Annotated in this window: 13 protein-coding genes; 4 read left to right on the top strand and 9 right to left on the bottom strand. The window is 63.1% G+C overall.

Annotated features, from left to right (window positions below; genetic code table 11):
* The first annotated feature begins 54 nt into the window (after window positions 1–54).
* On the top strand, window positions 55–759 hold the full coding sequence (locus CQ020_RS07320; protein WP_105691317.1) for a phosphatase PAP2 family protein: 705 nt from the start codon (window positions 55–57) through the stop codon (window positions 757–759).
* Here CQ020_RS07320 and CQ020_RS07315 read toward each other — a convergent pair.
* The 6 genes from CQ020_RS07315 to CQ020_RS07290 form a co-directional block, all read right to left on the bottom strand.
* Window positions 704–1,891, bottom strand: coding sequence for an MFS transporter (locus CQ020_RS07315; protein ID WP_105691226.1), 1,188 nt, complete (start codon window positions 1,889–1,891; stop codon window positions 704–706). The genes CQ020_RS07320 and CQ020_RS07315 overlap by 56 nt on opposite strands.
* Window positions 1,888–2,655, bottom strand: a complete 768-nt coding sequence (locus CQ020_RS07310; RefSeq protein ID WP_105691225.1) for a DeoR/GlpR family DNA-binding transcription regulator — start codon at window positions 2,653–2,655, stop codon at window positions 1,888–1,890. Before CQ020_RS07310 ends, CQ020_RS07315 begins: the two co-directional genes overlap by 4 nt.
* A 154-nt stretch (window positions 2,656–2,809) precedes the next feature.
* On the bottom strand, window positions 2,810–4,492 hold the full coding sequence (locus CQ020_RS07305) for an ABC-F family ATP-binding cassette domain-containing protein (RefSeq protein WP_105691224.1): 1,683 nt from the start codon (window positions 4,490–4,492) through the stop codon (window positions 2,810–2,812).
* A gap of 72 nt (window positions 4,493–4,564) precedes the next feature.
* Entirely contained in the window at window positions 4,565–6,565 is a 2,001-nt protein-coding gene (locus CQ020_RS07300) for a penicillin-binding transpeptidase domain-containing protein (protein ID WP_105691223.1), read from the bottom strand.
* Between the two features lie 122 nt (window positions 6,566–6,687).
* Window positions 6,688–7,344, bottom strand: a complete 657-nt coding sequence (locus CQ020_RS07295; protein ID WP_105691222.1) for a response regulator transcription factor — start codon at window positions 7,342–7,344, stop codon at window positions 6,688–6,690.
* Window positions 7,341–8,621: a sensor histidine kinase gene (locus tag CQ020_RS07290; RefSeq protein WP_105691221.1), complete on the bottom strand. Its 1,281-nt coding sequence runs from the start codon at window positions 8,619–8,621 to the stop codon at window positions 7,341–7,343. Before CQ020_RS07290 ends, CQ020_RS07295 begins: the two co-directional genes overlap by 4 nt.
* Window positions 8,622–8,816: 195 nt before the next feature.
* Between CQ020_RS07290 and CQ020_RS07285 the strand changes: the two genes are divergently transcribed.
* Window positions 8,817–9,911 (top strand): ABC transporter permease, encoded by a 1,095-nt coding sequence (locus CQ020_RS07285; RefSeq protein WP_105691220.1) that lies wholly within the window; start codon window positions 8,817–8,819, stop codon window positions 9,909–9,911.
* Window positions 9,912–9,935: 24 nt separating this feature from the next.
* Window positions 9,936–10,652 carry an ABC transporter ATP-binding protein gene (locus CQ020_RS07280; protein WP_258141748.1) on the top strand — a complete coding sequence of 239 codons (717 nt, stop codon included), beginning with the start codon at window positions 9,936–9,938 and terminating at the stop codon, window positions 10,650–10,652.
* A gap of 48 nt (window positions 10,653–10,700) precedes the next feature.
* On the opposite strand, the gene CQ020_RS07275 is transcribed toward CQ020_RS07280, so the two are convergent.
* Window positions 10,701–11,072: a helix-turn-helix domain-containing protein gene (locus CQ020_RS07275; RefSeq protein WP_181151807.1), complete on the bottom strand. Its 372-nt coding sequence runs from the start codon at window positions 11,070–11,072 to the stop codon at window positions 10,701–10,703.
* Window positions 11,073–11,197: 125 nt separating this feature from the next.
* Here CQ020_RS07275 and CQ020_RS07270 point away from each other — a divergent pair, with 125 nt between their 5' ends.
* Window positions 11,198–11,803, top strand: a complete 606-nt coding sequence (locus CQ020_RS07270) for an NAD(P)-dependent oxidoreductase (RefSeq protein ID WP_105691218.1) — start codon at window positions 11,198–11,200, stop codon at window positions 11,801–11,803.
* Window positions 11,804–11,809: 6 nt separating this feature from the next.
* Here CQ020_RS07270 and CQ020_RS07265 read toward each other — a convergent pair whose 3' ends face one another.
* Entirely contained in the window at window positions 11,810–13,255 is a 1,446-nt protein-coding gene (locus CQ020_RS07265) for an NAD(P)/FAD-dependent oxidoreductase (protein WP_105691217.1), read from the bottom strand.
* Window positions 13,248–14,765, bottom strand: a complete 1,518-nt coding sequence (locus tag CQ020_RS07260) for a glycosyltransferase family 87 protein (RefSeq protein WP_181151795.1) — start codon at window positions 14,763–14,765, stop codon at window positions 13,248–13,250. Before CQ020_RS07260 ends, CQ020_RS07265 begins: the two co-directional genes overlap by 8 nt.
* Window positions 14,766–14,825 lie beyond the last annotated feature (60 nt).

The following is a 14,825-nucleotide window of genomic DNA, read 5'->3' as shown; positions in this document are numbered from 1 at the left end:
CCATCACACTAACGCCTGCCGGTGACGCTCATCTGCCGTGGCTACGATGAATGGATGATTCGCGTACTCCATCCACGTCCACAGCCTGGCTGGCAGCTGGTCACTCCCGGAGTACTCCTGCTCTGTGCCTTCGTGGTTCCGGGGGTAATGATTATGGCCGGACAAGGCGAGCCGGCTTTCAACCGGGTGGATACCGGCTGGCAGTCTTACGCCTTCAGCCTGCACTCCCCCTTCTGGGATGGCGTGAACGTTGTCCTCAACTGGGCTGGGTATGCCGGGATGCTCTTCTTCCACGTGGTGCTCGCGATTTCGCTCCTCATATGGCAGCGGCCCATGGCAGCCATCTTCGCGGCTGCAAGTGGCATTTCGGTGCTCGCACTGACGCAACTGGCAAAAGCGGTGGTGGGTAGGGAAAGGCCTGAGGGGGCGAAAGTACTGACCGATACCGGCTCATACCCCTCGGGGCATGTATCTGCCACCACGGCATTCCTGCTGGTACTGGCGCTGCTGATCGGGCGCTGGTGGATGGCACTCATAGCCGTCATCGGCATGGTGGCCATGATGGTCAGCCGCACTTACCTCTCCGCCCACTGGTTCAGTGACGTTTTGGGGGGCGCGTGTCTTGCCGCTGGCATCGTCCTTCTGATGTGGTGGCGCTTCCGCGACATATGCATCAAGGAGAATGAATTAGCTGACGGCCGGACTATTTGGGCGGTAAAGGCTTCGCAACGCCGGCAAGCAGCAGGGCAAGCAAAATAGGCGCCCCGATGGCCAGCAAGGCCAGGTGGATTCCTGTGTGGTCGCCGAGGTAGCCCAGGAGCGGCGGTCCAGCAAGGAACGCGATGTAGCCGATGGTGGAAACCACGGAAACGCGGGCCGCCGCATGCTTGGGGTCATCCGCCGCGGCTGACATTCCCATGGGGAAGGCCAGAGCCGCACCGATGCCCCACAGTGCCGCGCCGATTCCGGCCAGGACTACGTTGCCGGCAAAGACGAACAAGGCCAGTCCAGCTGCGGCCGCTGCCATGCTGGCCCTCAGCACTGCGACTCGGCCGAACTTATCAATCGCCTTCCCGCCCAGGAACCTCATGATGGTCATGGCCAGGACAAAGAGGGCGAACAGCAACGCACCCGTGGATTCCGAGGCGCCCAGGCCATCAACGGCGGCCTTGGCGATCCAGTCGTTGCCAGCGCCTTCGGTCAGTGTGGCACCGAGGACCACGACGCCGATGAGCAGCGTCCTTCCATCACGCCAAGCCGTGGGACCCTTCTCAGCCGGCACGCCGCCGTCGTGAATTTCTTCTACCTCGTGCGGCAGGAAGTACTTGGGAACGGTCAGGGCGAGGGCGACCGCAATCGCCGCAATAACCAACAGGTGCTCCGGCAAACCCACACCCAATTGGGAGAGACCGGCGCCGATCAGCGCGCCCAGGAACGCGCCACCGCTGAAGGCGGCGTGGAACTGGGGCATGATGGTGCGCTTGAGCCGGTGCTCGACGTCGGCGCCCTCAATGTTTTGAGCCACGTCCCATAGCCCGATTCCGATGCCGAAGAAGAACAGGGCAACGGCCGTCGCCGGAACCGAGGCAGCCATGAGCGAGAAGGCAATGGCCGCACCTGCAGCGCCCGCGACGATGCCGGCCACCCGGACCGTATTAGCTGTGCCGATCCTGCCCACCACCCAGCCGGCCGATGGCAGCGCCAGCAAAGAACCGACGGCGGTGCACAGCAGTAAAGTGCCCATCTGGCCGGACGTCAGGCTCAGTGTTTCGGTCACGGCCGGGATGCGCGCAGCCCAGCTGGCGAAGACCAAGCCGTTCATGCCGAAGATCAGGAACGTCGCCACCGCTGCGGCGTTGACGCTCTTGGTACTTTTGGTGCTGGTGGTCATGCAATCACAACTTCCACGGAGAGTTTGTTGAGCCGGGCAAGGTCTTCGGTCGATGGCTTGAGGTCTGTCACAATGACGTCCACAGCCTCCATGGCTGCCACCAGGGCCACCGCGCTGGCGTCCCACTTGCTGCCTGCGGATGCCACGATCACCCGCGTCGCGGATTCCAGACCGGCGCGTTTCACCGCCGCATCATCAAGATCGTGAGCCAGCAGGCCGTCCTTGAGGTTGAGCGCGCAGGGAGTTACGACGGCGGCGTCGAACCTCAGCGAGCGGATGTTGGCTTCGGTCATGGGTCCCCTGAAGGACTGTTCCCCCGGGATGAGTCGGCCGCCGGGGAGGATGAGCTCCGGAGCGCGGACATCCTTGGTACTCGTCAGTGCTTCGACGCCGTGCAGTGACATGGGCATCACCGTGATTTCACGGTTGCTCAGGCGGCGTGCGACCTCCGTTGCCGTGGATCCGCTGTCCAGCCACACGTACTGGCGGTCCCTGATCAACTGGTCTACAGCCGCCGCGATTCGGACCTTAACCTCGTGGTCTTCCAATTCGCGCTGCCCATAGCCTGGGTTATCCCCGCGTGCCAGCAAGCTGCGGGCACCGCCGTGGACGCGCTTCAGCACTCCGTTGGCGGCGAGGATTTCCAGATCCCGTCTCACAGTTGCTCCAGAGGCTCCCGTGGCGTGGACGAGTTCGTCCACCGTGGCTTCCTCGCGGGTGCGCAACAGCTCGCCAATGAGCCGGTGGCGGTCAGCAGTTCCCATACTCCAACCCTAGCAATGTCTGATCAATTAATCACCTGGCATGATCATTTGCGCACCAACCCTCTCTCACCTCCTATGGCCTAAAACGAAACGCTCTTGCAGCAGGTGCAAGAGCGTTCGCTAAAAGGGGCTGTTGTGTGAGAGAGCGACGGAACTAACGGGCGCGCTCCACCCGCTTCTCATCCCACACGGGTTCCTCGGATTCGTAGACCTTGCCGTCGGAGCCGAAGATCATGAAGCGGTCGAAGGACTTTGCGAACCAGCGGTCGTGCGTGACCGCCAGAACGGTGCCTTCGAAAGCATCGATAGCACGTTCCAGGGCCTCGCCCGAGTGCAGGTCCAAGTTGTCCGTGGGCTCGTCGAGCAGCAGCAAAGTGGCGCCGGAGAGTTGCAGGAGCAGGATCTGGAACCGTGCCTGTTGGCCGCCGGACAAGGACTCGTACTTCTGCTCGGACTGACCAGCCAAGCCGTACGAATCCAAGGCTCCAGCGGCGGCCTCGCGGGCAAGTCCGGAACGGTGTTCGTCGCCGCGGTGCAGGATCTCCAGCAGGGTTCGACCCAACAGATCAGGCCGGACGTGCGTCTGCGCGAAGAACCCGGGCCGGATGCGGGCCCCCAGCTTCACGGTGCCTTGATGCGGTACTTCAGCAATCACTACCTCGGATACCGGCAGGTGCTCGCGCTCCGGATCGGTGCCGCCTGTGGCGAGGAGGCGCAGGAAGTGGCTCTTGCCCGAACCGTTGGAGCCGAGCACACCCACACGGTCTCCGAACCAGATTTCCGTGGAGAACGGCTTCATGAGTCCGGTCAGTTCGAGCTTCTCTGCCACTACGGCACGCTTGGCCGTTCGCCCACCTTTGAGGCGCATCTTGACGTTCTGCTCGATCGGCAAGGCCTCGGGTGGGCCGGCTTCCAGGAACTTGGCCAGGCGGGTTTGCGCAGCTTGGTACCGGTTGGCCATATCGGAACGGAAAGCAGCCTTGTTCTTGTACATATTGACGAGTTCTTTGAGCTTTATGTGCTCCTCATCCCAGCGCTTGCGGAGTTCTTCAAACCGGGCGTTACGGTCCGCGCGGGCCTCCACATAGGATCCGAAACCGCCGCCATGAATCCACGCGCTGGCGCCGTTGATGCCCGGTTCGAGCGTCACGATGCGACCCGCCGCGTTGTTGAGCAGCTCGCGGTCGTGGCTGATGAACAGCACGGTCTTCTTGGATTCGTTGAGCTTCCCCTCCAGCCAGCGCTTGCCAGGGACATCCAGGTAGTTGTCCGGTTCGTCGAGGAGGAGGAGCTCATCCGGGCCGGCAAACAGCGCTTCGAGCACCAGGCGCTTCTGCTCGCCACCTGACAACGTGGAGGCGCGGCGGAACTGTGCTTTGTCGAAGGAAATTCCGAGGGCTGCCATGCAGACTTCGTCCCAGACGGTCTCGACGTCGTATCCGCCGGCGTCTCCCCAATCCACGATCGCTTGCGCATACTTCATCTGGGTGGGCTCGTCGTCGTGCTCCATCATGGCCAGCTCGGCGTCCTCCACGGCCTTGGCAGCGGCCGCTAGGCTGGCCTGCGCCGTAGAAACCAGGAGGTCCCGGACGGTGGATTCGTCACGGACCTGGCCCACGAACTGCCGCATGATGCCCATGTTTCCGGAACGGCCCACCACGCCTTCGTCAGCGGTGAGATCGCCGGAAATGATCTTGAACAGGGTGGTCTTGCCCGTTCCGTTGGGTCCGATGAGCGCCGTTTTGGTGCCATCGGGGACCTTGAAGGTCACCCCGTTGAGCAGCTGGGTGCCGTCGGAGAGGAAGTAGTCGATGCCGGAAACGTCAATATGGGCCACGTTTCAATCCTCCCACGGCGGCGGATTGGCACTCGACGGCGGACCCACCCGTTCGCCGCCGCCCCAGCGGTATCAGCCGGCGGCGGTAAGGAACGACTTCAGCAGGGGTCCGCTGGTGGTGGCACCCAAGCCGCCTTCTTCCACGAACACAGCAACGGCCAGGTCCCCATGCGTTGCGACAATCCATGCATGGGTCTTTGGCGGGTTGTCATTGCCGAATTCCGCGGTGCCTGTTTTGGCCCCAACCGGAGTACCGGGGACTTCGGCGAGGAAGCCTGCGTGGCCTGAGGTCACTACTGCCCGCATCATGTCGGCCAGTGAAGCGGCTTCTTCCTTGGTGATCGGCTGGGTGGATGCCGGTGACACAGGAACGGCGCTCACTGAAGCAGACGCGGACGACGGCGATGCGGTGCCACTTTCGGTGGGCGAGGCACCGGCGCTGGGGTTCTGAGCATCGGTGTTCTGGGCGGCGTTGGCATTAAGCACGAGCTGCGGAGAAACCGGTGCGCCGTTGGCGACGGAAGCCGCCATGACCGCGGCCGAGAGCGGGGAAAAGAGCACCTTGCCCTGGCCAATCATGGAAGCTGCGTGTTCGGTACCTTCGGCAGCCCCGGGAACCGAACCCAAGAACGCGTCGGCGCCCAGTTTGGGAGCTTCAACCGCCACGCCCAGGGCCTGCGCTGCGGATTCAAGCTGGTCCTGGCTGACGGCATCCCGGGCGTTGATGAAAGCCGTATTGCAGGAGTGCGCAAAAGCGTCGCGGAGGGTCACCGAGCCAAGGGAGCTTTCCGGATAGCCTTCGGCGTTCTTGAAGGTGCGGCCGTCCACCGTCAGTGTTGAGGGGCACTCCACCTTCGAGTCCGAGGTGGCGCCGTTGCGGAACATTGCCAGGGAATCAACAATCTTGAACGTGGAACCTGGAGCATATTGACCAAGCATGGCTGTGTTGTAGCCGTTACTGCCTGGCCCGGATGCTGCAGCAAGGACGGCCCCGGTGGAGGGTTTGAGGGCAACAATGGCTGACGCTGGTCCAACGCCGGCCAGTGTCTCTTCCGCCAACTGCTGGAGTTTCAGGTCAAGCGTGGTTTTGAGCGTAGTGCCGGGGGACGGCAGGGACGTGAAGAACACCTTGGTGCCGGGCGTCTCACCTTCGGACTTCACCTCGGGAGTGGCACGGACTTCCACGCCGTCTTTGCCGCGCAGCAACGAGTCGTACTTCTGCTGCAGACCGCCGGTACCCGTGGTGTCCCCGGCGCGCAGCGCACCATTGGAATTTTCAATCTGTTCAGCACTGGCCTGGCCAACGCTGCCGAGCAGGGCCCGCGCGAAAGTCCGCGTGGGAGCCAGAGCCATGGAATCCAAAATGCTGGAACCGCCCGGAATGGCTTCGATTTTCGCTTCAGTGATATCCGCCGTGTAGGCGCGCAGGACGAGGCCCTCTACAAAGGCCTGCGGACCTGAGGCGGCAACCTGTTTGGCGTACTCCTCGGCGTCCAGCCCGAGCAGAGCCGCCATGGCACGCGCAGAAGCGTCGGCTTGCTCTGCCGGAACCTTGGTTTTGTCGATGCCCACCCGGAAGACGGGACGGTCCTCAACAATGGGAGCATCTACGGCACCCAGGATCTGGCCGCGCTGGGCGGGAACGACCTTGACGGACAAGTTTTCACCCTCGGAGAGTTCCGGGGCAAGGAGTGCAGGGGTCCATTGGACAGCCCACTTGTCGCCGACCTTCTTCAGCGTGGCTTCGGAGCTGTACTCCCACTTGGCCGAGCCGATGTTCCAACTGTAGTTAAGGGGGAAAGTTGCGGTGTCGCCGTCGAGCTTGACGTCGCCTGACTGTACTGCTGGTTTGGCGTCGAGTCCCTCAAAAACGGCTTTGAGTTGATCATTGGCCGCGGCAGCGTCTTTACCTTCAACGGCGATCTGACCGACGTCGAGCGCCGCCAGCGAGGACGCCAGCTGCTTGGCGGCTCCTTCGGCACCGGCGCGGCCGTCATCACAGGCGGTGAGTGATCCAGCCATCACGAGCGTAACGAGACCAAGGACAAGACGATGTTTTTGCAATTTCCCCATTTGCGACATTATGCCCGGTTCCCCTGACAGTTTCTTGTCCCGGCCAGCAGACGGACGCCGCCGCCCGCCACCCCGGCTGGAGTTACCGGGCAACAGCCAAACCTACAACCCGGTCCGGGGACTCAGCGCCCGCGAATGATCCTGCGCTGCGTGGCTACAGCAATGGCAGCGGTCCGGTTGTCCACGCCGAGCTTCGAATAGATGTGCACCAAGTGGGTCTTCACCGTGGCCTCGGAAATGAAAAGTTGCTTAGCCATGGCACGGTTGCTCATGCCCGTGGCCAGGAGCTCCAAAAGTTGGACTTCCCGGGCGCTCAAAGCAGGCGAAGGATTGCGGATCCGGCCCATGAGCCGCGCCGCAACCTCGGGTGCCAACGCGGTTTGCCCGGCCGCCGCGGACAACACGGCCTGCCGGATCTGCTCCGGCGGGGCGTCCTTCAGCATGTAGCCACTCGCGCCAGCCTCCACTGCGGCGAGGATATCGGCGTCGGTGTCGTAAGTGGTCAGAATCAGCACCGGCGGCGGGGGAGTCCCGGCCTCGCCCGCCTTGATCTTCTCCGTGGCCGTCACGCCGTCCATGCCGCTGCCCATTTGCAAGTCCATGAGCACCAGGTCCACCGGCTCACCCAGGGTGTGCAGCTTGCTGAGCTTGAGCAGCGCGTCATCACCATCAGCTGCCTCTGCAACCACTGTCACTCCCGGGAAATCGGCGAGCATTGCCCGCAGTCCCGCTCGAACCACGGGGTGGTCATCCACCAGCAGCACTCGAATCTCACTCATTCAGCACCCTCATCCGCCGGCAACGGCACCCGGATCGCAACAACTGTCCCCTCACCCGGCGCCGACTCAATCTCCAGACTGCCGTTCAATGCGGCCAGCCGCTCACGCAAACTCTGAAGCCCGACGCCGGTTCCGTCGCCTCGCGCAGTGCCGGCCGCCGTCGACGGTTCGAATCCTATGCCGTCGTCAAAAACATCCAAGGTCACTTCCGCTCCGAGGAAGGCAAGGGTCACGACGGCGGTGCCCGCGCGGGCGTGCGCCCATACGTTCGCGAGGGAAGCCTGAGCGGCCCGGAGCAGGGTGGTCTGGTAGGTATTCGGCAGCTCAGCAGGCGTGCCCACCAGCTCGAAGCGGCAGCGCAGCGCAGACCCCCGCGCGGCAGCCTCAGTCTCCGTCTTCCCGCAGAGTCGCCGGAGTGTGTCCACGAGCCCGGACTCCTCAAGGTCCGGCGATCGAAGGCCGCGAACAAAGCTCCGGGCCTCGGCAAGATTGGCTGACGCAGTGTCCTGCACCGTCCGCAACCTTTCCTTTGCAACGGTGACGTCGCCGTCATCCAGTGCTTTCTCCGCGGACCTGCCCATCAGGATGATGCTTGAGAAGCCCTGCGCAAGGGTGTCGTGGATTTCCCGGGCGAGCCGTCCGCGCTCAGCCAGCATTCCGGCGTCGTGCTGGGTTTGCGCGAGTTCGGCGCGTGTCCTGCGAAGCTCGTCAGCAACGGCACGCTGGTTCTCGGCCTCGACGAAAAGTGCGCGGTAGGCCAGGCCGGTAACCACCGCGAAGACTGCCCCGAACACCGGCCCCAGAACCATCGCAAGCTGCAGGCCGCCGTCGGAAGATCCCCGGCTGTGGAACCACAGCGTACCCACCAGAAGGGCAGTGCTTACGGCAATCGCGGGCAAGGCGAGGCCTCGGGGCAGCAGGTGAAGTTGCAGGAAGAACAAAGGAAAGGCCACCCAGGCGAAGTCGCTGCTGACCAGGAGGAGCAGCAGCCACAGGAGCATCACCGCGCCCAGCCACCAGCGCGCGTACGGCGTCGGATTGAAACGGGTGGAGTCGCTTGCATGGCGCTTTTCCAGAAGAGTCCCGCTGAGGTACACCAGAGCCAGCAGAGCAGAAAGCCCCAGACCGGCAACTACGGCCACTGCCGACGGCGCACCGGTGGTTCCCATTCCCGACATCAATCGGACGACGGCCACCAGCAATAGAACCGCGAAACCAACATGCAGGCTCACGCGCAGCACGCGGAGGATTGTGGCGGCGCCAGCGGGAGACTGCATGCTTCACAGCGTATCCCCGGCGTGAAGTAAACAGCCCCGGATTGAGCCCTGTTTGGCCTGAATCAACCATTCGGATGATCGCCGCCTCAACCCCACGGTGCCAGCCAATCCATCCGGCTCCCGATGTCCCTCCGGCCGATCGCCGGAAGAGTTGATATAGCCGGGATCAAGCCCGCATTGAATCGAAGGAATCCGATGTTTCTTGCCATCCGCGACATCCGTTTCGCCAAGGGCCGCTTTGCTCTCATGGGCAGCGTAGTCGCGCTGATTACCTTGTTGCTGGTCATGTTGTCCGGGCTGACGGCTGGCTTGGGCAACCAGTCGACGTCGGCACTGGGGGACCTTCCTGTGCAGCAGATTGCCTTCGGCGCACCCGCTGGGGGAGAGCCAAAGGCTTCGTACACCGAGTCCGAAGTTTCCGCTGGCCAGCTTGCGGCATGGCGGAACCAGCCGGGCGTGGCATCCGCGCAGGCGCTGGGAATCAGCCAAACCCGTTTCCAGTCACTGGGTGATGGCGGAAACGCGAATGGAACCGCCAACGTGGCAGTCTTTGGCGGCGCCGTGGCACCGTCCCCGGCGGGTCCGTCCGCTGTGGAGGACGGGACGGTGGTGGTGGGTGAATCACTGGCCAAGGAACTGACGTTGGACGTTGGCAGCCGGGTTCGTGCAGGTGGGACAGACCTGACGGTCTCAGCTGTTGTGGAGGACCAGTGGTACTCCCACACGGGCGTGGTGTGGACAACGCTCGACACGTGGCGGTCCATGGCGCACGCGGCTCCTGGCACTGCCACTGTTATCACCGCAACGTTCGACGCCGGAGCTTCCGTGGACGTTGACGCCGCCAACGCGGCGGCCGGCACGGTAAGTACCGATCCTGTGGGGTCTTTCCAAGCACTGGCCTCGTACAAGAGCGAAAACGGCTCCCTCATGCTGATGCAGGCATTCCTCTACGGCATTTCGGCTTTGGTGATCGTCGCTTTCCTGACGGTGTGGACCGTGCAGCGCACGCGCGACATCGCCGTCCTCAAAGCCTTGGGAGCTTCGTCCGGCTACGTTTTGCGGGATGCCCTCACCCAGGCCGCCATGGTGCTGCTGGTCGGTGCCGTTGGAGGCGGACTTCTTGGCTTGGCTGGCGGAACATTTGCGGCCCAGGCCGCACCATTTCTGATCACTCCCATGACCACGCTGCTCCCCATCGCGGGGATCACCCTGCTCGGTCTAGGGGGCGCAGTCCTGGCAGTCAGAAGCGTCACCAAGGTGGATCCGCTGTTGGCCCTCGGCGGCAACTAAAACATTCCCAGAAAGGCATGCATCGTGAGTACAGCATTGAACGGCACAGCACTCAACCTCGTCAACGTCTCCCTCGAATACCCGGACGGCGCATCAACCCTCAAGGCACTGGACGCCGCGAACCTCAGCGTCCGCACGGGTGAATTCCTCTCACTCGTGGGTCCCTCCGGTTCCGGCAAGTCCTCACTTCTCGCCGTCGCCGCGACCCTGGTGAAACCCACGGCCGGGCTGGTCATCATCGACGGGCAGGACGTCTCTACCTTTTCGGAGGCCGAGCGCACCACCCTTCGCCGGGACAAAGTGGGCATCATCTTCCAGCAACCCAACCTGCTGCCCGCACTGACCGCCGTCGAGCAGTTGCTGATCCGCGAGCATCTGAGGGGTAAACGTGTACGCGAAGAACGGGAAAAAGCAGCTGAGCTGCTGGACGTCGTCGGACTTTCCGGCGCGGCAGATAAGAGGCCTCACCAGCTGTCCGGCGGCCAACGTCAGAGGGTGAATATTGCGAGGGCCCTCATGGGAAGCCCCACCGTTCTGCTGGTCGATGAACCAACAGCCGCACTCGATCACGAACGCAGCGAGTCGATCGTCCGGCTATTGCGGCGGGTTACGGACGAGTTCCAGACGGCAACCGTCATGGTCACGCACGACACCGAGTTCCTACCCCTCACTGACGCGGTCGCGACTATGAGAGACGGACGTATCAGCCGCGCCCTGGTCCCGTCCGCGCAACCCAACTGAGTCGCAGTTCAGGTCGTTCTCAGAGCTGGGAACGACCTGAACTGCGACTCAGTTGGGTGAGCCGAGGAGGGCTTCGTCCTGCGCTTCATCGTAGGCGTCGCGGGCTTCCAGAATGGTGGGCACGTGGCTCTCGGCCCAGTGGCGCAGAACGGTCAGCGGCTGGAGCAGGGACTCGCCCAAGGACGTCAGCTCATATTCCACCCGTGGCGGTACCTGCGCGTACACAGTCCGCGTGATCAGGCCGTCGCGCTCCAAGGCGCGCAGGGTTTGCGTCAGGACTTTGGGAGTTACCACGTTCACCATTTTGCGAAGTTCCGAGAACCGAACCGGCCCATCCCCGAGCACTTGGATCACCAATGATGCCCATTTGTCTCCAATGCGCTGGAACACTACCCGGGATGGGCAATTGGGGTCCAGGATGTTTGCGGGGAGGTCGGTGGTGTCGACGGTGTCAGTATCCTTTTGGTAACTAGGTACCTTTGAAGCTATCAGTATCCGTTGGATACCTTTGAGTTATTGCAAGGATACCAACTTCAAGGAGAGCTATGAAAATCGCAGTCTACGGCGCAACGGGCATGGTCGGCAGCCAGATCGTCAACGAGTCCATCACCCGCGGCCACGAGGTCACGGCCATCTCCCGCAAGGGCGCCGAGGTTCCCGGCGCCGCTGCACAGGCAGCTGATCAGGCTGACGCTGAGACGTTTGCCTCCATTGCCAAGGCGCACGACGTCGTGGTGCTGGCGACGGGGCCCAGCCGCACCGGCGGCGACCATGCAGAATGGCTCGATGCCATGACCACTGCATACAGCAACGCCGAGGGCACCCGTCTGATGATCGTGGGCGGCGCCGGCACCTTGGAGATCGACGGCGTACGCCTCCTGGATTCCCCCGACTTCCCCGAGGCCTACAAGGCTGAAGCCACCACTGCGGCCATGGCCCTCGAAACCGTCAAGCAGTCCCCGGAATCCCTTGATTGGACCGTCCTGGCTCCTGCACCCGCCATCCAGCCGGGTGAGCGCACGGGCGAATACACCGTGGCCAAGGATTCACCGGCCGGCAACAGCATCTCCACCCAGGACTACGCAGTAGCCATGCTGGACGAAATCGAGAGCCCGGCTCACCGCCGCGCCCGCTTCACCGCTGCCAACTAAGGCCCTCTACAGTCCTACGCGCAGCCCGGGTACCCGCATCTTGAATATGTCCTTGAGGGCATATCTTGCTGCATGGTACCCGGGCATTCCCGTCACCCCAGGTCCGGGCGGAGTTGAGGAGGAACACAGGTATACGCCGTGCATGGGGGTTCGCCACGGCACGTTGGACACTACCGGCCGTTGCACCAGGCCCCGTAGGTCCAGCAGACCTGCGCTGAAGTCTCCACCAACATAGTTCTCGTTGTACGCGGACAGTTCCGCCGCCGTCGTGGTCTTTGATCCCACCACAAGATCACGGAAGCCGGGTGCGTAGCGCTCGATGCGGGCAATGACAGCTTCGGCCATGTCAACGGTGGAGTAGGCAGGTACGTGGCAGTAGGTCCACAGAACGTGGCGGCCTTCCGGTGCCCGTGTCGAGTCCACCAAAGATGGCTGGGACACCAAAACGTATGGCTCAGTTGGGTGTTTGCCCATGTCCACCAAGTTCTCCGACTCGGCCATTGCCAGCCTTGAACCGCCGACGTGGACTGTCCCGGCCTTTGCCAAACCGGGGTCGCGCCACGGAACGGGCCCGGACAGGATGAAGTCCACTTTGCAGGCTGCATTCCCGAATCGGAATGCTTCCAATGCCCGGCGGTAGCGGTCTGGAACTTCCGCTCCACCCAAGCGGGCCAAAGTAGGCGGGGCAACATCCAGCAAGATGGCTTTCGCGGGCCGGACCTGATCCAGTGAGTCCACGCGTTCGCCCACGTGGATAGTGCCTCCGTGCGCCGTGAGGTCGTCAGCCATTGCTTTGGCGATGGACATCGAACCTCCAACAGGAATCACCCAACCGCCCGCGTGAGCGAGAACGCTGAGCAACAGTCCGGCACCCGTTGAACTGAGGGACGGCTGCGAGCCGAGGGCGTGTGACATCACGCCCGTCAACAGCGCGGGCGCGGCTTCCTCGCGGAACCGCCGCATCCAAAGCGGGGTCCCCTGATCCAGGGTAGCCAGACCAAACCTGACAGCCGCCAAAGGATCCTTCGGGATACGCAGGAGTTGGTTGGACGTAAAGTCCACCACCCCGTCCACCCGCTCCAACAAGGGCTGCAGCAGCCGACGGTAAGCCGGCCCATCGACGCCCAGCTCCTGCACCGTCCGATCCAGGGATTGGTAGGCCAAGGCCGCTCCTCCGATGTCCAACGGCGTTCCGTGCTGGACCTCCGGCAATCGCAGATCCACGCGCTGCGACAACTCAAAATCGCGGAAGAAGGGGGACGCCACGGCCATGGGGTGCACTGCCGAGCAGATGTCGTAAAGGTAGCCGGGTTCAATCAACTCGCTGGTCCGCGATCCGCCCCCGATCGCATCGGCTGCCTCGTACAGGTGGACACTCAGGCCGGCGCGGGCCATCACCACTGCGGCGGCCAGGCCGTTGGGACCGGCGCCGACGACGGCGACATCAACCATCGCTGTTTACCTCCATACGCTGGGGTGCTTTCGCTTCGGTAGATTCCACCGTAGCCCGGGGACGCCACGGCAGCACTGACCGGGACGGGCGGAAAACGTCGAACCGCAGCCAGTCCCGTGCTCCGTCGAATGGTCCGCCATGCGGATCATCCTCTCCATCAGCGCGGAGTGGGTCCTGGGCGGGATCCCAGATATCCATGACCACCCGCGCCATGAGATAGGCGGTCGCCACCATGTGCAATCCCACGGCCAGCACGTAGTAAGACATGTCTATGTTGTGCTGGACGGAGCCGCCACTGGTCGTTTGGCCCAGGTACATCCAGACGGCCGCCCAGTGCAGACCCTCGGCCGCTTGCCAGATGAGGAAATCGCGCCAGCGGGGCCGGGCCAGGGCAAGGAGCGGTATAAGCCAGATGACGAACTGCGGTGAGTAGACCTTGTTGATGAGGATGAACGCGGCAACCAGCAGGAACATCAGTTGAGCCAGGCGGGGTCGCCGCGGAGCGCACAAGGCCAAGGCGCCAATAAGCACGCATGCAAGAACGAACAGGGACAGGGCCAGCGTGTTGACGGTTGCGCCATCAATCTGCGTCCATCGCACTCTGTCGGCCACGAGGTTGTAAGCGAACCAGGGTGAGCTGAATCCGGCCGGACGGTCTTGGCTGAATTCGAAGAAGTAGCGCCAGCCCGATGGGTTCACCGCTGCGATGGGCAGATTCACCACCAGCCAGGATGCCAGTGCTGTGCCAGCCGTAATGAAGAATGCGCGCAGCTTGCCGGTGCGCAGGGCGAGGACCAACACTGCACCGAGTATCAGGACCGGGTACATCTTGGTGGCTGATCCCAGCCCGATGAACACGCCGGCCAGGATCAGCTTGTCCCGGGAGATGAAGTACATCGCCGCAGCCAGGAGCCCTACAGCCCACATGTCCCAGTTGATGAATCCGGCCAGAATGATCCCGGGAGCTACGGCCACCATGGCTGCGTCCCAGGGGCGGCGCCTGTTGATCCTTGCGGTCAGGAGCACCGTGATGATCCATACTGCGACGATCAGTGTTGCGTTGACGTCGAAGTAGCCCAGAATGCGTTCGTTTCCCACGCCCTGGCCGGGAACCAGGAAGGCCGTGATACCGGCGATGATGCCCATGAGCACCGGGTACTCGAACAGGCTGCCTTGGGTGAAGAACGGAAAGATGCCCTCGCCCAGGCCGCGGTTCCGGAAAAGCTCAGGGAAGTCCGAATAGCACGTTGCGTAGAACTGGCCGGGCGTCTCCCAGCCGCGGACACGGCAGTAGTCCTTTGCGAGTATGGCGAGCACTGCAGCGAATACGGTGAGGATGATCAGGACGCGTTCCACGGTGAACGGACCGGACGTCATCTTCCCCGGGGAGGAGTGCTTCCCCAGGGGACCGCCCACAAGTTCCGTGAAATTTCGAAGCAGGGCGTCACTGCGGCTCGGAACCACAAAGCGGGCACGTTTTTGCAGCCGGTGAGGCTTCGTCTCCTGCATGGGATCGAGCTTACAGTCCTGAAAGGTCCAGCCGGCTAAAGGTCCACCAGGCCAAAGGTC

The sequence above is a fragment of the Arthrobacter sp. MYb23 genome (genome assembly GCF_002979775.1).
Lineage (GTDB): Bacteria > Actinomycetota > Actinomycetes > Actinomycetales > Micrococcaceae > Arthrobacter.
Note: the sequence above shows the minus strand (reverse complement) of the source record. Positions and strands in the feature narration are given on the sequence as shown.

Excerpts from the sequence above, each read along its gene's own strand:
- CQ020_RS07300 (WP_105691223.1), bottom strand. The coding sequence starts at position 6,565 with ATGGGGAAATTGCAAAAACATCGTCTTGTCCTTGGTCTCGTTACGCTC.
- CQ020_RS07260 (WP_181151795.1), bottom strand. The coding sequence starts at position 14,765 with ATGCAGGAGACGAAGCCTCACCGGCTGCAAAAACGTGCCCGCTTTGTG.
- CQ020_RS07315 (WP_105691226.1), bottom strand. The coding sequence starts at position 1,891 with ATGACCACCAGCACCAAAAGTACCAAGAGCGTCAACGCCGCAGCGGTG.
- CQ020_RS07320 (WP_105691317.1), top strand. The coding sequence starts at position 55 with ATGATTCGCGTACTCCATCCACGTCCACAGCCTGGCTGGCAGCTGGTC.
- CQ020_RS07270 (WP_105691218.1), top strand. The coding sequence starts at position 11,198 with ATGAAAATCGCAGTCTACGGCGCAACGGGCATGGTCGGCAGCCAGATC.
- CQ020_RS07290 (WP_105691221.1), bottom strand. The coding sequence starts at position 8,621 with ATGCAGTCTCCCGCTGGCGCCGCCACAATCCTCCGCGTGCTGCGCGTG.
- CQ020_RS07285 (WP_105691220.1), top strand. The coding sequence starts at position 8,817 with ATGTTTCTTGCCATCCGCGACATCCGTTTCGCCAAGGGCCGCTTTGCT.
- CQ020_RS07265 (WP_105691217.1), bottom strand. The coding sequence starts at position 13,255 with ATGGTTGATGTCGCCGTCGTCGGCGCCGGTCCCAACGGCCTGGCCGCC.
- CQ020_RS07295 (WP_105691222.1), bottom strand. The coding sequence starts at position 7,344 with ATGAGTGAGATTCGAGTGCTGCTGGTGGATGACCACCCCGTGGTTCGA.
- CQ020_RS07310 (WP_105691225.1), bottom strand. The coding sequence starts at position 2,655 with ATGGGAACTGCTGACCGCCACCGGCTCATTGGCGAGCTGTTGCGCACC.